Annotated in this window: 15 protein-coding genes; 1 reads left to right on the forward strand and 14 read right to left on the reverse strand. The window is 48.8% G+C overall.

Annotation, left to right across the window (positions count from 1 at the left end; all coding sequences use genetic code 11):
* Positions 1-217 precede the first annotated feature (217 nt).
* From ACXAJH_RS14250 to ACXAJH_RS14310, 13 genes are all read right to left on the reverse strand, one after another.
* Positions 218-943 (reverse strand): SDR family NAD(P)-dependent oxidoreductase, encoded by a 726-nt coding sequence (locus tag ACXAJH_RS14250; protein ID WP_474991096.1) that lies wholly within the window; start codon positions 941-943, stop codon positions 218-220.
* Complete coding sequence (locus ACXAJH_RS14255; RefSeq protein WP_474994324.1) at positions 940-2,184, reverse strand: ANL family adenylate-forming protein; 1,245 nt, start codon at positions 2,182-2,184, stop codon at positions 940-942. Before ACXAJH_RS14255 ends, ACXAJH_RS14250 begins: the two co-directional genes overlap by 4 nt.
* Positions 2,181-2,417, reverse strand: coding sequence for an acyl carrier protein (locus ACXAJH_RS14260; protein ID WP_474967383.1), 237 nt, complete (start codon positions 2,415-2,417; stop codon positions 2,181-2,183). The genes ACXAJH_RS14255 and ACXAJH_RS14260 overlap by 4 nt, the downstream gene beginning before the upstream one ends.
* 18 nt (positions 2,418-2,435) lie before the next feature.
* Complete coding sequence (gene pseH / locus ACXAJH_RS14265; protein ID WP_474967382.1) at positions 2,436-2,969, reverse strand: UDP-4-amino-4,6-dideoxy-N-acetyl-beta-L-altrosamine N-acetyltransferase; 534 nt, start codon at positions 2,967-2,969, stop codon at positions 2,436-2,438.
* Entirely contained in the window at positions 2,962-3,705 is a 744-nt protein-coding gene (locus tag ACXAJH_RS14270; RefSeq protein ID WP_474994326.1) for a cytidylyltransferase domain-containing protein, read from the reverse strand. Before ACXAJH_RS14270 ends, pseH begins: the two co-directional genes overlap by 8 nt.
* Positions 3,702-4,769, reverse strand: coding sequence for a pseudaminic acid synthase (gene pseI, locus ACXAJH_RS14275; protein WP_474972067.1), 1,068 nt, complete (start codon positions 4,767-4,769; stop codon positions 3,702-3,704). Before pseI ends, ACXAJH_RS14270 begins: the two co-directional genes overlap by 4 nt.
* Positions 4,770-4,778: 9 nt before the next feature.
* Positions 4,779-5,840: a UDP-2,4-diacetamido-2,4,6-trideoxy-beta-L-altropyranose hydrolase gene (gene pseG, locus ACXAJH_RS14280; RefSeq protein WP_474972068.1), complete on the reverse strand. Its 1,062-nt coding sequence runs from the start codon at positions 5,838-5,840 to the stop codon at positions 4,779-4,781.
* The gene (gene pseC, locus ACXAJH_RS14285; protein ID WP_474972069.1) at positions 5,837-7,039 is read right to left on the reverse strand and encodes a UDP-4-amino-4,6-dideoxy-N-acetyl-beta-L-altrosamine transaminase; all 1,203 of its coding nucleotides are present in this window, start codon (positions 7,037-7,039) and stop codon (positions 5,837-5,839) included. Before pseC ends, pseG begins: the two co-directional genes overlap by 4 nt.
* 13 nt (positions 7,040-7,052) lie before the next feature.
* The gene (locus ACXAJH_RS14290; protein ID WP_474994477.1) at positions 7,053-7,994 is read right to left on the reverse strand and encodes a dTDP-glucose 4,6-dehydratase; all 942 of its coding nucleotides are present in this window, start codon (positions 7,992-7,994) and stop codon (positions 7,053-7,055) included.
* Positions 7,995-8,078: 84 nt separating this feature from the next.
* Entirely contained in the window at positions 8,079-9,563 is a 1,485-nt protein-coding gene (locus ACXAJH_RS14295; RefSeq protein WP_474994328.1) for a capsular polysaccharide export protein, LipB/KpsS family, read from the reverse strand.
* Positions 9,564-9,577: 14 nt separating this feature from the next.
* Positions 9,578-10,576 carry an SDR family NAD(P)-dependent oxidoreductase gene (locus tag ACXAJH_RS14300; protein WP_474967376.1) on the reverse strand — a complete coding sequence of 333 codons (999 nt, stop codon included), beginning with the start codon at positions 10,574-10,576 and terminating at the stop codon, positions 9,578-9,580.
* Positions 10,577-10,692: 116 nt separating this feature from the next.
* Positions 10,693-11,934: a surface carbohydrate biosynthesis protein gene (locus ACXAJH_RS14305; protein ID WP_474967375.1), complete on the reverse strand. Its 1,242-nt coding sequence runs from the start codon at positions 11,932-11,934 to the stop codon at positions 10,693-10,695.
* Between the two features lie 106 nt (positions 11,935-12,040).
* Positions 12,041-13,024, reverse strand: coding sequence for a ring-cleaving dioxygenase (locus ACXAJH_RS14310; RefSeq protein ID WP_474994329.1), 984 nt, complete (start codon positions 13,022-13,024; stop codon positions 12,041-12,043).
* Between the two features lie 236 nt (positions 13,025-13,260).
* Between ACXAJH_RS14310 and ACXAJH_RS14315 the strand changes: the two genes are divergently transcribed.
* Positions 13,261-14,655 (forward strand): L-cystine transporter, encoded by a 1,395-nt coding sequence (locus ACXAJH_RS14315; RefSeq protein WP_474972072.1) that lies wholly within the window; start codon positions 13,261-13,263, stop codon positions 14,653-14,655.
* A 64-nt stretch (positions 14,656-14,719) separates the two neighbouring features.
* Here ACXAJH_RS14315 and ACXAJH_RS14320 read toward each other — a convergent pair whose 3' ends face one another.
* Positions 14,720-20,347, reverse strand: coding sequence for a GH32 C-terminal domain-containing protein (locus tag ACXAJH_RS14320; RefSeq protein ID WP_474994331.1), 5,628 nt, complete (start codon positions 20,345-20,347; stop codon positions 14,720-14,722).
* Between the last annotated feature and the right edge of the window lie 80 nt (positions 20,348-20,427).

The raw sequence follows: 20,427 nt of genomic DNA on the forward strand, positions 1-20,427 counted from the left end.
TCTAAAGACCTATGATTTTTTCCGACAATTTAGTTAACTTATCATCCTTAATATGGTATCTTTAGTTTGAGCCATCTGAAGTAGAGATATAAAAGAACATAAGAGACGAACGTTTGTATAGGTATAGGTGGCGGAGGCTCCAGCATTCAGCTGGGGCTTACTTATGGGTTTAGCAGCCCCAGCCAAAAAACCGCAGATCCAGGGGATCTGCGGTTTTTTATATCGTTCCATTATCTACATGTATACCTGTTCCCGTGATCGAAGAGGACTGGTCGGATAAAAGAAAAAGAACGGTACGTACGACACTGGCAATCCCGGTTTCCTTCTTCATCGCATTTCGTTTGTAAATTCTCTCCTTCTGTTCCTCCGTTAAGGTCGCACTCATGGCTGTATCCATAAATCCAGGGATCACACAGTTGGAACGGATGCCCCGTGCCCCCCATTCCCGCGCCGTATTTTTCGAGAACGCTTCGATGGCCCCTTTTGTAGATGCGTACATGCTTAATCCTTTGTATCCGGTGTGGGCACTGATGGAGGAGATGTGAACGATCGATCCTTCCGTTTTGTTCAACAGCATATCCCGGATCACATATTTGGTCAGGTGCATGGGACTCAGTACGTTGATTCGGAACATCTTCTCAAGCGGATCGACACGGAGATTGGAAATAATGTCATCATAGGCAGTGGCGGAATTGTTCACAAACCCATGAATGACCCCGAGCGGTTTCAGCTGCTGCAGGTATAACGATTTGATCCCTTCCACGTTTTCTAAATCGTAGGTAAGGTGGACAAAACGCTCCCCTCCCAGCTGTTTCAGATCTTCGACTTCGGCCCCTTTCGACCGGCTGATGCCGATGACCCCATACGTTCCTTCCATTAAAATTTCTCTGGCAACAGCCTTTCCCACGCCTCTGGATTCACCGGTGACAATGACCCACTTCATTCTCTGACCTTCTTTCCTGTGCGCGTTTTCGGAATGGCTTCGACAAACGCAAGAATCCTCGGTACTTTCCACGGCTGCAGGATGCGTGAGGCGTGCTCCCGGACCGCTTTCTTCACTTGATCCTCTTCGGCGTCTGCCGCTTTTACGATATCAGCGGTAAGCAGGTTTCCTGTTACACTATTTTTCTTCCCTTTCACCAATGCATCCTCTACTCCCGGGACCGCTGTCAGCACAGCTTCGACTTCCAACGGATTCACCCTGTACCCCCCGACATTAATAAAATCAGAATTCCTGGATACAAAAACAAATTGATCTGCCCCGACCTCCTGTACAACATCTCCGGTATTCAGCCATTCGCCGCCGACTTCTGCGTTTTCCAATGTACCGACCAGCGACTGATGGATGAGCAGTTCCTGGTTTTCATTGATTTTCACTAAGTCTTTTATGGAGGAGGATATAGTAAAGGTGCGGCCGTTTCCAGCAAATACACTTCCTGCTTCTGTCGAGGCATACACATTCCTGATCCGGGCATGCGGGAAAACCTGCTTCATCCTCTCCGACAATCGTTCATCAAACCCTTCGCCGCCAAATGTGATCCGCCTGACGGACGGATAGGTCTTCGACTGAAGCCTGGGGAATATATTGCGATAGTAGGTAGCTGTGGCGGACAGATGCGTCATTTGATATGGCTCAATCAAATCAGGCAGCCGTTTCTGCTCTTCATTGAACACATAGATCATCGGATTTTTATTGCAGAAGGCTTGAAAAAAGACCTGCAGACCGGCCATGTGTGTAGGGTTATAGGCAAACCCCCACACATGGTCCTCCCAGTGACTGCCGGTTTTCACCTGCCGTGTTAACGACTCATACCGATGAGTGACTTTTTTCGGCCGGCCGGTTGTTCCTGATGTATACAAGGACAAGGTCCAGTTTTTTGGGTGAAGACGGGTCGCTACGTCCTCATGAGACGGAGGATGCTCAGGAAGACTTTCCAACAAAGCAGGCAGGAGGTCAGAGGTTTGGATTCCCATTTTTTTCAATTCTTCATCAGAAAAATCTCCGTCCAACAGCTCTACCGGATAATCGAGCCACAGACTATGGACAATCGCTGCGAAAATCTGATACGGTTCGTTCCCTTTCACAAAAATTCTGGAACACGCCATTTTCCTGCTGCCCACATCCTTAAGGAGCTCCTCGTACGTATACTGATGTCCTTTGGAAGCGAGAAAAAGATGCTTCATGGACGCTGGTGCCCTTCGATTTTCCTGATGACGTCTCCAACCGTTTCAACAAGGCCATCCTCAAAGATATCTACGTCGAATTCACTCTCCACCCGGACTGTCAATTCAGCGAGCATCAAGGAGTCCATGTTCAAATCATCCCTGAGATGCTGACCGGCATCCAGTCGTTTCAACGGTGGCAGGCCATTATCTTTACGCATGTCATTAACAATCACAATCAATTGATCCTCCACGTTTCCTCCTCCTCCTTGTCAAAAGGGTGCGGTATATTTCTTAAATAGACGGCTCTTCTTCTCCCAGTCGGATTTATGAAGCTCCATCAGGTGGACGTCATGGCTTTTCCCATGCTTGATCACGTGATTTTTTCGAGTGCCGACCATACGAAATCCATGGAAGGTATTGAGCTTCACCACCTTGTCGTTCCCCTCCATCACCTCTGCTGTCAGCTTATTCAAAGAAAGATTGCTGAAAACGTGGTTATATAGATAGAGAGGAAGGATTCCACCATAAATCCGGTATTTTTCCTCACCTATGTAATAACCGAAAACGGCCCGTTTATGGACAGGGTGGATGTCACTTAGAGAAAGCACACCGACAGGCACCGCATCGATCACAGCCACCCAGTAGAGGTCCGTGTCGGATTGGGAGACCGATTCGAACCAGGCCTGATGTCTGCTTCGGTCCGCCTCTATATCTGTATACATGTACCGTGTGACGAAGGAGGAGGTTCTCCACTGTAACACCAGATCGAGATGGGATTCTTTCAATCTCTCGAATTCAATCATCCGTCTCCTCCTTTTTCTGCTGGATATGATGGTTGATTCCCGCCCATTCGGGGTGGGCGTCCAACAAGGCGAGCGCATCCTCCAAAGTAAAACGGGGATTCTTTGGGTAGAGATGTTCAAGGATCTTTGCAACCAGCTGAAAATCTTCTATGGTGTCCACCGTCCATCGGTGTCTGCTTTCATCTCTCTTATACAAGAGGTGATTGTGTTTGAACGGGCGGGTATCGCGGATCATTTTTGTTGTCACATGCTCGCGTGTGCAGCTGTCATCTGCGATCAAGTGAGAATGATAGAGAGCTTCGAATGTAAATACTTCGATATCCATCCCTCTTGGATACGTCCGGAATTTTGTATTGGATACATACGGATACTTCGGATAGTGATGGAGGAAGAGAGCGGTAACCTCATCAACAACGGCAGGGTCCATCAGCGGACAGTCCCCGGTAAGCCGGATCACGACGTCTGCCTGATAGTGGGAGGCCGTCAAATAAAAGCGTTCCAATACATCCTTTTCCGATCCTCTGAAACAGGCCGTTCCAAGCTGGCTGCACAAGTGTTCAATCGGGTCATCACCAGGTTGAACCGTCGTACTCACGACGAGCTGATCGATAGAGGATGCCCGTTGGACACGTTCAATCTGGAACTGCAGGAGAGGTTTTCCTGCTGCCATTTTCAGCACTTTCCCAGGCAGTCGTGTGGAGCCCATTCTCGCTTGGATGACCGCTACAACGTTCATACATCATTCCGCCTTCCCGTAAGCATATCCCAGCTCAACGGAGTGCCTTTGGAGATGGCAAACGGCGCCCGCTTCCCAAGGAAGACGCTTTTGTACTTCGGGAGCAGGCCGTAGCCCGGACGGACCGCTCGAATATTCTCGTCTGTAAAAGTCTCCCCTTCCTTTACATCCTTCGAAATGTAAAGAGACCTCCGGTAATTTCTCGCTCTTTCGTCTTCCAGCGTATCCCCGTACGAAATCCTCCCCATCGCCCGCCACACGTTTTTCGATTCTAGTACCAGCTGTTTCATTTCTGAGGGCTCCAGAGAAAAAGAAGCATCCACGCCTCCTTCAGACCGATTCAGCACGAAATGCTTTTCAATGACGGCCGCCCCCAGGGCCACACTTCCAACGGCCGCACCGATGCCGAGCGTGTGGTCGGAGAGGCCGACAGGGCAGGAAAATGTCTGCGCCATATGCGGAATCGTGCTGATGTTCGAGTGACCGGGAGGTGCCGGATAAGTACTTGTGCACTTCAGCAGGACAAACTGGCTGCCTCCACTGCCCCTCACCGTTTTCACTATATCCTCCACCTCACTTAAGGACGCCATTCCGGTCGAGATGATGACCGGTTTCCCTGTTTTCACGACTTTTTCAATTAAAGAGAGATCTGTATTTTCAAAGGAGGATATCTTATATAACGGAACGTGACACGCTTCCAGGAAATCGACTGCCGATTCATCAAAAGGAGTGCTGAAACCAATAATCCCCGCTTTCCGGCATCTGCTGAACACCTTCTCATGCCATTCCCACGGGGTTTTCGCTTCCTCATACAAGTCATAAAGCTTTTTTCCATCCCATTGGCTTTGTTTGTCCTTAATCGTAAAATCCGGCCGGCTGCTGGAGAGCGTCATCGTCTCCGGTTTATACGTTTGTATTTTCAAAGCATCCACCCCGCATGCGGCGGCATGGTCGACCATGGTAAGGGCTTTTGCCAGCGATTGATTATGATTGCCTGACATCTCCGCAATGATGAACGGTGGATGGCCGCTCCCGATGCGACGGCCTTGAATGCTGAATTCCATGGGGGAACCTTATCCCTTCTTCCTCCCCGGTATGTCAGGAGAGTTATTCCAGTTCATTAAACAAGCCGCCACACGTCCTGGGCGGTACCCATCCATGATTTGAGAAAATCGACCGGCCATTTCCCGGGCGGCGGCTGGGTTGCAGACAAGCTTTTCAACAGCCCTTTTCAACCGGTCCACCGGCACATCCACAGCCTTTCCCACATAGAAAACGGCTTTTCTCTCTTTCAGAGCAGCGATGGTGGCGGCCTGATTGGCAGCTGTTTGAATGACAATCACTGGAAGATTCATATAGCAGCACTCCCAGATGGATGAGCCGCCAGCTCCTATGACGAGGTCAGCCTCTTCCATCAGCCGTGCCATTTGACTGGTCTGTACGTGCAGGGTCATGTGTGGAAACCGGGACACGTACCTCCGAATGACCTCCACCTTCTCGTTCGCTCCACCGACAACGATAGTCACAGTCAGATCTGTCATATGATGGACAGCTTCAATCGCTTTCAACGTCTGACCGGAAGGATCGCTGCCTCCGAAGCTGATGAGAAGATGATGGATGTTTCCACTCTGCTCCTTACCTGCCTGGAGAAATTCCTTTCTTAAAAGAAGATAGTCCGGTCCGAGAAGACGGACAGCTGACGAAGGGATCAAATGGGTATACCGTTCATGAAGATTGCTGCAGATATTTTGGTCCAGCAGCACATCACAGGCATGCCGCCGGTCAGCCAGATCATCAATGACCATCAGTCCTTTCACCAACGGCCGCACCTCTTCCTCCCATCCGGCGTCCAATTGATAATGGTCCACAATCAGCCAGTCGATGGGTCCCCATGATTGAAGCAGCTCTTTCGTCTGGTCCGCATCCTTTTTATAAGAAAATTCCCCGCTGTCCTCAAGCCTATACACAGAAAAAGACTGGTTCACAGCCACCTGCACAAGACTTTCCGGACAGCTTCGGCATATAAAAAATACATGGGCTCCAAGGTCACGAAGATCTTGGGCCAAAGTCAGACAGCGCATCATATGCCCGGTCCCCCACTGGACCGATGCGTCGACACGGATGGCTGCTCTCATGAGCCGGCCCCATCCCGGTAATAATTCAAAACCTTCCGGACTGCTTCGATCACATCATCCAGGTCCTGTTGGTCCATGGCAGGAAAAAGCGGGAGGGTGAGGAATTGCTGATACAGCTTTTCTGCGGTTGGGCAGCTGACCTGATCAAAGCCGTTTTCCTGATAGTACGGCTGTTCATATACAGGCATGTAATGGACGTTCACCCCGATGTTCTCCGCTGTCAATGCCTCAAAAATCTCTTTCCGAATGCCGATCATCTCCTCATCAAGCTTAAGAATATACAAATGCCAGCTCGAACGCCGGTCCTGTTCCTGGTAAGGGATCGTTACACCCTTCACGGTCCTGAAGGCGTTGTTGTAATAATCCGCATAAGCTTCCCTCATGGATGTGAACGTATCCAGCCGGTCCAGCTGGCTTTCCCCAAGAGCGGCCTGCAGATCGGTCATCCGATAGTTGAATCCGAGAAACTGCATCTCATATTCCCACGGATCGCGTGTTTGTATAAAATCAGGTGCATGCTTCGTAATGCCATGGGTACGGAATTGAAGAAGCGTTTTGTACCAGCTTTCCTCATTCGTCGTAATGATGCCGCCTTCTCCGGTGGTCACTGGTTTCACGGGATGAAAGCTGAACATCGTCATATCACTGAGAGCACCGACTTTCTGTGTGTGATAGGAAGCCCCGAGAGCATGAGCGGCGTCTTCGATGATGAGCAGATTGTATTTGTCCGCCACTTTTCTGATAGCCTCATAATCAGCCGGCTGTCCGGTGAAATCTACAGGAATGACCGCTTTCGTCCGCTCGGTAACAGCGGCTTCGATACTTTCCGGTGTAATCAAATACGTGCGGGGGTCTACATCTGCAAAAACCGGCGTGCCTCCGCAGTACAAGACACAGTTGGCACTGGCGGCAAAGGTGAGAGGGGAGGTGATGACTTCGTCCCCCTTCCCGATGCCGGCAGTAAAACAGGCGGCATGCAGCGCTGCCGTTCCACTTGAAAAGGAAACAGCATACGCCGCCCCTGTATAAGCAGCTGTTTTTCTCTCAAAACTGGCTACGGCAGGTCCTGTCGTTAAATAGGGACTGTTCAAAACCCGTTCAACGGCTGCTTTATCTTCCTTGGAAATCCACTGTCTTCCATAAGGGAGAAACGAATCACGTACAGGCTTTCCTCCAAATACAGCAAGCTTGCCTCCCACCTGCCCAGCTCCTTTACATACGGTTGGATTTGATCCATTCCTCTGTCCGCCGGATTCCTTCCTCTAAATCTACTTCAGGTTCCCAGCCGAGGATCTTTTTGGCTTTGGAATAATCGCACAACAGTTTGGAAATCTCACTTTGCGGGTGAATGTGCTCGATATGAGTAATGGACGTCCGGCCGTCCGCAATCAGCTCAGCCAGCTGATTGATCGACACATCGCGGCCCAGACCCGCATTCAAAATTTCCCCAAACGCCTCTTCATGGAGACCCGCCTCCACAACGAACCGCGCACAGTCCTCTGCATATAAAAGATCACGGGTCTGCTCCCCGTTTCCATAAATCTGGATCGGATCTTTATTCAGCTTTTTCTTTATGAAAATAGGAACCACACCACCCTCTCCTCCTGTCTTTTGAAAAGGACCATACGTGTTGAAAGGGCGTACGATCGTGACAGGCATCTGATAGGCATGAAAGTAGGACAGCACCATATTTTCTGCTGCAATTTTTGAACCGGCATAGGGAGAAGCTGGTTTGACAGGGTCCTTTTCGGTAATCCCCTGGGGATTGGATGCTTGATCATAAACCATACACGTGCTCATGAACACAAGTCTTACCTTGTTCTTTCTGCAGCTTTCCAGCAAATGAAAGGCCGCAACCGTATCGTTATAGAATGTGGTCTGCGGATCATCAATGCTGTCCTGGACATTGATACTTGCCGCTAGATGGTAGCAGATATCCACAGAATCGTTGACGACCTGTTCGATGACATCTTCTTTGCGTATATCATCATGATAAAAAGCTTTAAAACGTTTATGCGAAAGAAACTCCTCGATGTTTCCGACGTCCCCATTCGACAAATTATCAACGACGCAGACGTTATGCTGGTCTTCCAGTAATTTCTTCACGACCCATCGACCGATAAACCCTGCTCCACCTGTAACAAGTACGTTCAGAAAGCTCCCTCCTCTTTTAAAAACGGCATTCCTATATACATATATTGCTAGGTGCCGTTATGTATGTAAAAAAATCACAGGGCATCACTTCTTCAGAAGCCCTGTGATAAAGGATGAAAGCCGCCCCTCTGCCCCGTTCCCAAGCGGATAAGTACGTTGTGTGAATGACTGCATCAAGGACTGATCGTGTGCAGATACCCTGCCATCTTTAAGGAAAGTATTGACCAAGCCCGCAAGCCGGACAGGGTCATCCTGTTTCAAACGTCCCAATGAATCAAAATATCCGCTGTATCCATAAAAGTTATTATTCAGGATAAATACAGGCTTACCGGCCATCAAGCCTTCAAGCCCGGCGGTTGAATGGTAACTGACCACCGCATCAGACAGCTGGATCAAGTCACTTAACGGCTGGTTCCTGGAATGGAAGGTGGACGGGAATTTTTTTGTTAAGTAATGGGGCGTGTGGTCAGGGAAATCTTTGATGATGAGATTCACCGGATTTGAAAGGGGGAGGGATTTCAAAAATGACTCCCATTTTTTCATTTGATAGTTGCTCCGTACAACAATGAGAAGGTTTTTCTTATGAATGGGAAGCCCTATATTCTGTTTGATTCCTGCTTTGTCGATCTGAGCCGCCTTGTACACTTCATCAAAACGCGGGTGTCCCATCACAACGATCTTCTTCTCCGGAACCCCCCGGGATAGGAACCATTGCTTCTCATAATGTCCAAAGACAAGCTTATAATCAGTGACGCACGGAAGATAGCCGAATGCATCGGAAATGATGCCGTGCTGCAGGGCGGCTACAGGTATCTGATAAACAGCTCCTAAAATGGAAAAGATCCGCGACTCCATATATTGCGAATACGGGACGATGACACACCCTACCCCTTCCCGCTGCAGTAATGCCCCGATCTGTTCCACTCGATGAACGACCTGGTCAATCTGATTCATCAATGCTTTTTCAAAGTAAGGAACGGCATACACCGGGTGGCCGGCCGCTTTCTTACGGGCAAGGATCACTTTCGCTTCTTTTTGAAGACGCAGCACTTCTTTATGGACATTCACCTTATATTCGTCAAAGTAACGAGGAGGAAGGACGCTCGCTGCTCTTTTTTTCATACCGGACGGCCTCTTCACTAACACTGTTTCACCCAGCGACCTAACCTTCGGCTTTTTCTCCCCTTTCTTCCGGCCGTTTTCCCGATCGACGATGTACAGCGTTTCAAAGGTCCGGTTCAGTCTCAATAAAGTGGCAGTTGGAAGCCTGAGAAGCCCATACCCGTCATACAACACGAGCTTCTTTTTCACTGCCTGATTCCTTTTCTTTTGAAACCTCGATTTGTACCCGTCAAAACGCCGCTGAACGACTCGTACATCCGTGACATGGTTACGAACAAAAGAAACCCACCCCTTCTGCTGGTAGATTTCCATCAGTCCTTTATTGCTCTGGATCAGCCCTCTGTAGTAACAAAGGTAGGAGATGCTGTGCCCTTTATAATGGAGGGATTGAAAATCATCCAGAAAGTCCAGGTACACGGACCAGTATTTTTGTTCAATGATATCCATGGCCGCTTTCCTTCCTAAATTAAATTCTGCTTCTGCACAATCCGGCGCAGCTCTTCTTTGGAGACCGGTTTCTGATCGCTTGAGCTGTACGTTCCCACTTGAGTTCTGACAGCATCCGGATAGGAGGTCCGTTTATCCCCCGGGATGACGTACATATCTTCAAATTCCCAGGCTGTCGTCGATTCTTCAAAGGTCATCAGTTCTTCGTACATTTTTTCTCCCACTCTTAACCCTATCTCCTGAACTGTGATTTCATGTGTGTCCAAGCCATAGGCAAGACATACTTCCTCCCGAACCACTTCAATGAGGTCCTGCAGGGAAATGACCGGCATTTTCAAGACGAAAATTTCTCCCCCCTGTGCTCTCGTCAGTGAGCGGATCGTTAAGGAAGCGGCTTCGTCAATCGTCATCATGAACCGCGACATCCGATCATCCGTCACGGTAATCCGCTTCTTCTCTACCATCTGCTTAACAAACAGAGGAATGACAGACCCTCTGGACCCCATGACATTTCCGAAACGCACACTGGCAAAAATTGTACCTTCTTCTGATTTGTGCTGTTCGGAGGATAAAAGAAGTCGTTCAGCAATCAGCTTGGAGGCTCCATACGTATTCGTCGGAGAAATCGCTTTATCTGTACTCGTGAACACAACCTTTTTGACACCGCGGGCCTTTGCTGCCCGCACCACGTGCCGTGTTCCTGCTATGTTGGTAAGCACCGCTTCATACGGGTTGTTTTCACAAAAAGGAACATGCTTCATAGCGGCCAGGTGAAACACGTAATCTACGTTTTCCATTGCATCATAGACTGTTTCGTAATGACGGATGTCTCCTAGAATAAAATGCACCCGCGGATCGGACTTCAGTTCTTTTTCCAATTGATACTGCTTATATTCATCACGGCTCAACACCTTGATATACTTGGGGGATTCATTCAAAAGGGCAGCCACAATCCGCTTTCCAATTGTGCCCGTCCCACCAATTACCAGAATGCCCTTATTTTTATAAAACACTCTCTTTCTCCTTCCCTCATATCTTTCTACCTGATCATGCTTATGTATATGCTATTTTTATAGAAAGGTGAAAATAATAGATAGAAACCCAGCCAGGAGCCGGCTCCGGTCCCTGGTTACAGGCTTTCAAGCAGATATAACCGATCCGATAAAGGGTGGATACGATAAGGAAGGTTTTTATTGGAAATCTTATTCAGAAGGGAATAAAAGTGTACGATTTCTTCTGTCGATAAAGATGGAAAGAACCGTTTCATTTTTTCCCGCCGGTCTTTTACGAAACGCAGCCTTTTTAAAGAGGGGACAGGGGCATGGGGAACCTGTTGGTTGTTCAACACGTTCAGAATGGCCGTGCAGGCGGACGGGATGGCCGGATGACTGTAATAATGAAAGAACTGATCAGGAAGTTCAGGCTTTTCAGCATGCTGCAGGATTTGAACGACTTCGTTCTCGGTGAACGCTTGGATACTCAGCCTGTCGGGAAAGTCCATCATGCCGGAGGAGTGAATCACAGGCTGGTAGGCGATGACCGGTTTTCTCAGCACAACCCCTTCAATTCCGGTTGTACAGCCGTTATGAATGACAGCATCCGCCCCGAGAATCCAATGAATCACACTACGCTCCCTATGGATGTGGATGTTACGGAACCCTTTAAACGCCTCCTTATAAACGTCGAGGCTTTCCCCGGGATGCGGACGGAATATGATGTTTTTTCCCGGATAGACCCGGCTCAGCGTCTGAGCGAGCTGGATAAAAGCATGGCAGAGCCTTTTTATTTTCTCCATTTCCGGCAGATGGACGTTATCTCTCACCCCGCCGATCGGATTATAAAACGTAAACCGGGTATTCATGAGGATATAAGAGCCGAAATCTGCCTGTATGACTTCTACATCCGAGGCGTACAGCTCTTTATAGATGTCATTCAGCAGGTCGAATCTGGGATTTCCGGTAATGGTACAGTTCTTTTCCATATGAGGATAAGCTTTTGTCAGGATGTTTTTTTGATGCTCCCCCCAGCAGCACACGTGGGAGAGTCCGCGAATATGCTCCTTCCTCATCCGCCGGCTGATGTATTTCGGAGCGTCGGGAATGAAAAAACCCTCTTCATCCAGTTCTACAATCTTATGATGACATCTCCCTATGTTTTCCACTACTCTTCTGCCGTACCCTTTCGAATAACCCTTGGCCAGGAAAATACCAAGCGGCAGCTTCTCTGCTGCCTGTTCCACCATCCGATGCTCTCCAATCACGACATGATACCCCTGACTTATGGCATGAAACGCAAGCAGTAACTTCGCATCCAGCTCTCTCACTTTCGTTTCAATCGGAAGATACAGCCACTTACGACTTCCGCTTTTCATTTCGTTGACCTCCTGCAAGACCTGCGAATAAAACATACGTATGTGACCCGTTCGATTCCTATGCTGAAAAAAAAGACCCGGAAAGCGTCTCTCCAGGGTCCGTGATTTATTCATATTCTTTTTCAATCGTTTTCGTACTTCTGACGGTATCAATCGGGCGCACGTAATTTTCGATCTCCTCACGCTTCGGCACCAGCTTCGGCGGGAGGGAGAGCATTTCACCGAGGGTTTCATACGGCTCATCCCCCATAAATCCAGGTCCGTCGGTCGCAAACTCAAACAAAATCTGAGGCGCTACTTTCGCATAGAGAGAACCGAAATAATGGCGGTCGACAAAACCGGACGTGCGGAAACCGAATTTCGGAAGGTGATCAATCCATTCCTGGAGGGCCCCACGGTCATGGACGCGGAAAGCAGCGTGGTGTACCGTACCATACCCCTGACGCGCATCTGGAAGGACAGCGTTGTATTCAACAATGACCGCAGCTCCGTTTCCACCTTCTCCGACTTCGAACCTCGTAAAGGCTCCTTCTTCAGCGGTTTGACGGAAATTCATCACTTTCTGCAGCATGTCCTTGAAGTAATCCGCCTTATCTAAGCGGACATACAACGGCCCTAATCCAGTGATGGCATATTCGTTCGGTACAGGCCCGGCCTGCCAAGGAATTCCGGCAGACACACCATTGTCTTTTTCATCAGAAATCAATTCATACGACTGGTCGTCAAAGTCGACAAACGGAAGAACCTTGTTCCCAAAACGTTCCTTAATGCCCTTGTGCTTCACATCCAGCCGGTCAAAGCGTTTAACCCAGTAGTCCAGAGCCTCATCATTCGGTACCCGGAACGACGTTGTGGAAATTTCATTCGTCCCGTGGGACCCTTTCGGAATGCCTGGGAAATCGAAAAACGTCATATCCGTACCGGGATTCCCCCGATCGTCTGCAAAGAACAAGTGGTACGTTTCAATATCATCCTGGTTGACGGTCTTTTTCACGAGGCGCATCCCAAGTACATAAGTGAAGAATTCGTAGTTTTTTTCCGCACTGCTCGTAATCGCGGTGACATGGTGAATCCCTTTCAGTTCGTTCATGTCCATTCCTCCATTTATTTGTTCATCCTTTTGATATTATCTCAGTTTCAAGATAAATATACCTTGCAGATGAACAAATGTCAAATCCACTGTTCTCAACCAATCTCAACCTCTCATAAGTTAGATGTAGAAAGTTACGGAAAAAGCATTGACTTTTAGTGAAAAATTGGATATTTTATAAACCTTAGTAATTTTATCAGTTTTATAGGATAAACAATTAAAGGAGGTCTTTTTTTATGGAAACATTTCTTGTTCTTTTGAACATTGTACTTATTTCAGCTCTTATATTCGTATTGATCCGCATGCAGCAGAAACACGTCTCTTTCAGTAAGCGTGTGTTCACCGGTCTTGGTCTCGGCGTGCTGCTTGGGGTTTATCTGCAGACCGTATTCGGCGCAGACTCTGCCATAACCGCCCAGACGACAGACTGGTATAACATCGCCGGACGCGGCTATGTGCGTCTCCTGATGATGATAGTCATCCCATTGATTATGGTTTCGATCATCCAGTCCATTATCAATTTGGAGAAAACATCGGAGCTCGGACGCATTTCTCTCTGGATTATCGGAATATTAGTCGGAACAACAGCCATCGCCGCACTTGTCGGGATCGGCAGCTCCTTTGTCTTCGATTTGAACGCCAGTGAAATTGAGGCCGGCCAGGCCGAGTCCGACCGGGGAATATACTTGGAAGAAACGCTCACAGAGGTCCAGGACTTGTCCACACCGGAAAAAATTCTCGAATTCATCCCGGCCAACCCTTTCCTTGATATGACCGGTGACCGTGCCACGTCCACCATCGCCGTCGTGATTTTCTCTGCGATTGTTGGTATCGCTGTTCTCGGCGTACGCCGCAAGCAGCCCGAACATGCCAAAACATTCATTAACATCATCAACGCTTTTTATGCGGTCGTCATGCGGATTGTTACCCTCGTTCTACGCCTGACACCCATTGGTATTCTTGGTTTAATGGCGACAACGGTCGCCCAGACCAATATCGCCGGTATTTTAGAGCTTGGTAAATTCGTCCTTGCCTCCTATGCCGCCCTTGCTGTCATGTTTATCATTCATCTTGTTCTGATTGGAGCGTTTGGATTGAACCCGTTCACGTACTTGAAAAAAGTGCTGCCGGTCCTCACCTTTGCTTTCACGTCCAGATCCAGTGCCGGAACGATTCCATTAAATATATCAGCCCAGAAAAACAGTCTTGGTGTTGATGAAGGAGTCGCCAACATGTCGGCATCCTTTGGAGCGACGATCGGGCAGAACGGCTGTGCCGGCATCTATCCTGCGATGCTTGCTGTTATGATTGCTCCTTCTGTCGGAATTGATCCGCTCAGTCCTGGATTCCTCGTGCAGCTTGTGCTGATTGTCGCCATCAGCTCCTTTGGTGTTGCAGGTGTCGGAGGCGGAGCGACCTTTGCTGCTTTGATTGTTCTTTCTTCCATGAACCTGCCTGTCGCACTTGCGGGACTGCTCATTTCTGTAGAGCCGCTGATCGACATGGGCCGGACAGCACTCAATGTCAACGGCGCTATGACATCAGGGACATTGACTTCACGTGTCTTGAAAAAGTTGAACGTCAAACGCTTCAACGATAAGGAAGCCGTTGAAAAAGATATTGCTGTTTAAACCAAAAAAGGTTCTGCTCCCAAGGGAGCAGAACCTTTTTCTTATCAACCAACGGTTTCAGGATCTAGGACAAATGGTGTTCAATCACATCCCGCACCTGTTTTCCAGTCGCATGTTTATTTACCCTCTTCATGACAAACCCCTGGACTTCCCCATAGTCAGACTCATCTTCCGCTCCGGTTTCTTCAATCGCATACTGAACAAGGAACGGAAGCTGTTGATCAGTCAAGGTATAGTCTTTCTTTTTCAAACGAAGTTGATCCAGAAGGAAACCCAGCATGTCCGCCCTGATCAAGTCCAGATCTCCTTTGCCGGCTGCCTGTCGTTTCTTTACTTTTTCATAAAGATCGATTTTCTTATCTAAATCTTTACTGGTGGTTAACGGCATATCTTTCAACTGTTGAAAAAGTTGAGCCTCCTCACTTAAGGCTGTGGGCACATTCACATCATCCACGTTGATATGTCCCCATCCACCTGTGGCCCGGTCAGTTACGCGGATCAACAGCTGCTCTCCGATAAACTCGGAGGCATCCCATTCGACACGGCGGTAGGTTTCTGCATTTCTTCCAGTGGCCTCTTTCAGCACTTGATCGTCGGAAGCCCTGACGAGTGCGACGGACAGTTCTTCGACATTTTTTCCTCCACCGATTAGAAAATCAATTTGTCCGCTCCCGGAGAGTTCAAATACTTCGGACTCCATCACACCAGTAGCTGCATCTCCGCCGGCAGCATCCAGGAATCCCCACAAGTGGAAGCGTTCGAGATCTGTGGAATCCTCCGCCTGATCAAACGGACCGCCCCATCCCCAGTCCTGTTTTGCTGTAATATGGGCATCGGAGAAAGCGTCCCCCTCCACAACATTCCATCCCGATAAATCACCATTTTGAAAGTCATGGTTCGGCAGTTCCCCATGAGGAGGTACCGTCGGCTGCTCCTTCTCATACACCGGTTCGACTTCACCAAATGCTCCGTTCAATTCCCATACGTCCATAGATACAACTTCCACTTCTCCCCCTTCACTCCAAAGTTCAATGCCGAGGGCGTCATAACTCGTTGGATAAACACGGGACGTTATACTCTTCTGCTCATTGGCATAGGCTTCAACCATGGAACGATCCAGATAAACGTGGAGATTCCAGTTCCCGTCCTCCAACAATAGCTCTCCACCTTGGATTCCCTTGCTGACATCAGGATTCAAACTGGAGTCGTTCCGGTCAATCGCAAAGTGCTCTTCTGATTGATCATAGAACAGCAGGGTTTCTTCCCCGCTTTCCTTACTCTGCCGAACCTTCAGTCCTGCTTTATCCGCCTCTTTCATATCGATCTCGAGAACAACCTCCAACAAATCTCCTTCTACATCCTCTATCTGTTCATTTGCCTGCTCCATCGACTGATTCTTCATGGAGACAAGCTGGCTGCCACGCAGCGTTTCCAGCTCTTCGATCGGTTTCAATCCAAGATCCCCCCCACGACTTAGAGAAAGTTCAACGGGAAGGCCGGCATTATGAGCCCATCCAGCATCATAATGTTCCTGCTCGCTTCGCTTATCCTGGGCGATGCTGAATAAAAGCGGTGTGCCATCCTCATCAATCATGCCGCTTGGACCTGTGAAGTGCTCTCCATAATCAAACTGCCTCGGTTCTTCATTATCCGGTACAAATTCCAGTTTGGCCGCATCCCATGTCCCCACCCAGTAGAACGTATATTTCACATTGTGAGGGCTGTAGCCGTCAAACCATGGATTGATAAAGAAAGCATACTTTTCTTTTCCTGTGTCATCTTTACCGATCGGAAGGAAGACCGGAAGTTCCCACACATCCCCGGTTTTCGGATACGTCTCCGAGTCTCCTGTGAAAAACGGTTTTTCATACGTCCAATTCTTTAAATCCTTGGACGAATACAACAAAGCCGTCCCCCCGACTTGATCAATTCCGGATCCCATTAATTGATACCATGTATCGCCGTCTTTGAAGACGAACGGATCGCGGAACTGCCCATACATGACCTCCCCGTCTTCTGCGGGCAGGTTTTCCTCCTGTACAGTGACAGGCTCATCCAGCATCCGCCAGTCTTTCAATAAGGGATCCTCTGGATTCTCACTGAAGGCAAGACCAGTCATCTGGTTCGGGAATCTGCTGTCATCACCGGCCGTGAAGAATAAGTAAGGTTCACCGTTATCCACGACAGCACTTCCGGACCAAACCCCGTCCGGGGCCACCGATCCTTTCTCCGGTGCCAGAGCCTCCGGCATTTCTTCCCAATGGACGAGATCCTCACTCACCGCGTGCCCCCAGTGAATCTGATGCCAATACGGTCCTTGAGGGTTCTTCTGATAAAAGATGTGGTATTTTCCACCAAAATAGAGCGGGGCATGCGGTTCATTCATCCAATGCTCAGGCGGCATGAAATGATACTGCGGACGATGCTGATCTCCGGCATAACGGGTACGATCCCAGTACAGCTCTGGTTTAGGAAGTTCCCCTCCCTCCATACCGCTGCTCGTATCATCAAAAGATTTTTTCAGTTGTTCGGTCGTTTTAGCTCCATTGGAAATCTTCACGTCATCCATCAATCCGTGAAACATGTTGGCTTCAAAAACCCCGTTTAAGAGAGCGGCCTTGTTATGCTTTCCTATGAGTAAATCTTCTTCTGATGAGGCAAGAGAACCGGATGGCGTCGATGATTCTCCGACAAGTTCACCATTGATATAGACGCGCAGCTTCTGCTCACGACGGTCAAATACACCAGCGACATGAGACCATTGATCTTTTTCAATCATATGGTCACCGGAATCCACTTCCACCCATTCGCCTCCAATGCCTGCCTTGAAAGCCAGAACTCCGTGACGACCCATCCCGAGCACATATCCTTCCTTTTTCCCTGGATCGTGCTGATTGACGATGGCCGACACCTGATTCAGGTCCCCCCATTCATAGGATCTCGGGGCCACCCAGCCCTCAACCGTTAAAGCATCTTCGGGCTGAATTACATCCTCTGCCTTCTGCGTCACCCATGTGGAGTACCCATCAAACAACAGCGCATTGTCCTTTAACCCTTTCCGCCATAATGGGTCGGAATCTGCTTTATATTCAGCCTCATTAAATACATAATGGACGGGATCTACTTCGCTGCTGACAGCTTCTTTAGTGACAGCCCCCTGCTCCTCATCAAACGGATAGTGGACGAGTGTGCCGGTCTGGTTGACCTGGAAATGATCGACATTAATATGTCCCCACCCGCCGGTGGCGCGGTCCACAATTTTCAGGTATACCTCTTCTCCTCTATAATCGGAAGCATCCCACATAACTTCGTGATAGGCCTCGCTGTCTTCCCATTTTTCATTGGAAGCTTTAATCAATTCCTTATCATCCGAAGCTCTCACTAAGGCCACATACAGTTCATCAGGATTGTTTCCACCACCGATTAAAAAGGAGATTTCTCCTGTGCCTGACAAAGTGAAGACATTGGAATGCAGCACACCTGTCTGGTCGTCCCCATTTCCCAAAGCCCCCCACAGATGGTAATCCCCGTTATGATTAAAAGGGCCTCCCCAACCCCAATCCGTATGGTCGGTGATACTTTGATCAGTAAAGGCCTCTCCTTCCACTGCAGTCCAACCCGTAAGATCACCAGTTTCAAAGTCTCCATTAATCAGCGTGTTGGTTTCCGGACTTCCTTCATGGTAAACCTGGAAGTCATCCACATTCAGATGACCGAACCCTTCTGTATGAAAATCCACCACTTTAATATAAAGGGTTTCCCCTATATAATCGGCAGCATCCCAGGAAACACGCCGATACTTTTCATCATCGGCTCCTGTAGCTTTAAACAATTCCTTCCCATCTTCAGCACGGACAAGGGAGACATACAGCCGGTCAAGATCCTCACCACCGCCGACTAAGAAGTCCACTTTCCCCTGTCCGGACAGCGTAAAGGGAGCGGACTGAAGCGTACCTGTACGAAAGTCGGAATCCGGAACATCCTCCGAAAATCCCCACAAATGGTAGTCCCCTTCATGATCGAAGGAGTTTCCCTCCCAATACGTCTCTACTTCGGATACACCTGAGGAAAACGCGCTTCCGGCCGCTGTCCACCCGGTCAGATCCCCTGTTTCAAACCCCCCGTTTTCCAAAGTTTCCGGAGAAGAGGCCGGCACTTCGTCCAAAGCTTTTTCGGGAGGAGCTGATTTCAGAGGAGTTGCACGCAGCATGGTCACCGCTGCTTCTCCGTCCCGGCTGTAAGCATGGAGTTCTGACTGGGATGTATCTCTGAAAATCTGATCGGTCCATACCGACCTTCCGTTATCTGCGAACATTTCAATCGAATTCCGGTCAACGATGATAGACAGATCCACCGTTCCATCCCCGCTTTTTATCGATCCGTTATGAACAGCTGCGAAATGCTCAGAAAAATCACTTTCCCCTGAAGCTGTTCGGTCAAGAGCCACTTTTCCCTCTTCTGGAAATATGGAGATCACCGTTTCCTCTCCACTTTCATTCGTAATCTTCAGTCCAAGTTCTAAAGCTGTTGTCTTTTCCATATCAAAGGATGCTTCAATTTGGATGAGATCCTCCACTTCACCAAACGATTTCTCCCCGCTCAACGTTTGTTGTTCCCACTCCTTTCCTTCCTCCTTCAACTGACCAAACTCCTCTGCCGGCTGCTGCTGGATGCTGTACTTTCCTCCCTCGTCCAGGAGAGCCAACTCACGTGGAAGGGACATGGTACCCCTGGAACCGTCGGAGGGAATTTCCTGTCCATACTGCCAATTGTTCATCCATCCGATCAGCACGGTTCTGTCCTGTTCTTCAGGTAGATTGTTCCATGTGACCCCGGCATACATATCTGCCCCATAATCGAAAGGAACAGGTCCTTGTTCGGCCTGAAACTGTGAACCGTTGAATTCACCGATATAATATTCCATCCCTGAGCCGCCTGCTTCGGCACCTTCACTGATGCTGACGATCAAAGCCCATTTATACTCATTTTCCTTTCCTTCCACTGGGAGCCGGACAAGGTCCGGGCACTCCCAGACCCCTTCTCCACCGCTTGGGCGCTCGAACGTATCGACATGATCCCACGTCTTTAAATCTTTCGACTGATAGAATTCAATGGACTGCCCTCCGGAAAGAAGCATCACCCATTGTTCAGTTGCTTCATGCCAGAATACTTTTGGATCCCGGTACACATCCTTACCCTCAGGCCTGTCAATCACAGGATTGCCCTCATACATGGTCCATGACCTTCCTTTGTCATGACTGTAGGCAAGACTCTGGATCTGACCGCCCTTTTTCTCCTGCGTAAAAAGAGCGACCATCGGTGCCGTTGAACCGTTCTTAAAGCCCGAGGTATTTTGTTCATCTACAACAACACTCCCCGACCAGATGAATCCTTTCTCATCTGGAAAAAGAGCTGGGGAAAGCTCCTTCCAGTTGATGAGGTCTTCACTGACGGCATGCCCCCAATACATAGGCCCCCACACATTACCAGCAGGGTTGTGCTGATAAAACAAATGGTATTCCCCATCGTAATAGACGAGACCATTGGGGTCGTTCATCCAGTTCTCATCCGGGGAATAATGAAAAGCAGAGCGATAGGCAGACGTTTCCGCTGTCACCACCGCCGGCAACAGCACAGCCATTACGAAAAAAAAGAACAAGACAAATACAGTCTTCGGGAACCTCCAAGTCAATCGAATTCCTCCTTTATATTGTAAGCGCTGTCATTTTGTTATAAAATTTTTTCATTTATCATCACATTACACATATACAA

The sequence above is a fragment of the Halobacillus sp. ABD4_316 genome (genome assembly GCF_056161385.1).

Excerpts from the sequence above, each read along its gene's own strand:
- ACXAJH_RS14270 (WP_474994326.1), bottom strand. The coding sequence starts at position 3,705 with ATGAACGTTGTAGCGGTCATCCAAGCGAGAATGGGCTCCACACGACTG.
- pseG (WP_474972068.1), bottom strand. The coding sequence starts at position 5,840 with ATGAGAGCAGCCATCCGTGTCGACGCATCGGTCCAGTGGGGGACCGGG.
- ACXAJH_RS14250 (WP_474991096.1), bottom strand. The coding sequence starts at position 943 with ATGAAGTGGGTCATTGTCACCGGTGAATCCAGAGGCGTGGGAAAGGCT.
- ACXAJH_RS14255 (WP_474994324.1), bottom strand. The coding sequence starts at position 2,184 with ATGAAGCATCTTTTTCTCGCTTCCAAAGGACATCAGTATACGTACGAG.
- pseH (WP_474967382.1), bottom strand. The coding sequence starts at position 2,969 with ATGATTGAATTCGAGAGATTGAAAGAATCCCATCTCGATCTGGTGTTA.
- ACXAJH_RS14310 (WP_474994329.1), bottom strand. The coding sequence starts at position 13,024 with ATGAACGAACTGAAAGGGATTCACCATGTCACCGCGATTACGAGCAGT.
- ACXAJH_RS14315 (WP_474972072.1), top strand. The coding sequence starts at position 13,261 with ATGGAAACATTTCTTGTTCTTTTGAACATTGTACTTATTTCAGCTCTT.
- ACXAJH_RS14305 (WP_474967375.1), bottom strand. The coding sequence starts at position 11,934 with ATGAAAAGCGGAAGTCGTAAGTGGCTGTATCTTCCGATTGAAACGAAA.
- ACXAJH_RS14295 (WP_474994328.1), bottom strand. The coding sequence starts at position 9,563 with ATGGATATCATTGAACAAAAATACTGGTCCGTGTACCTGGACTTTCTG.
- pseI (WP_474972067.1), bottom strand. The coding sequence starts at position 4,769 with ATGGAATTCAGCATTCAAGGCCGTCGCATCGGGAGCGGCCATCCACCG.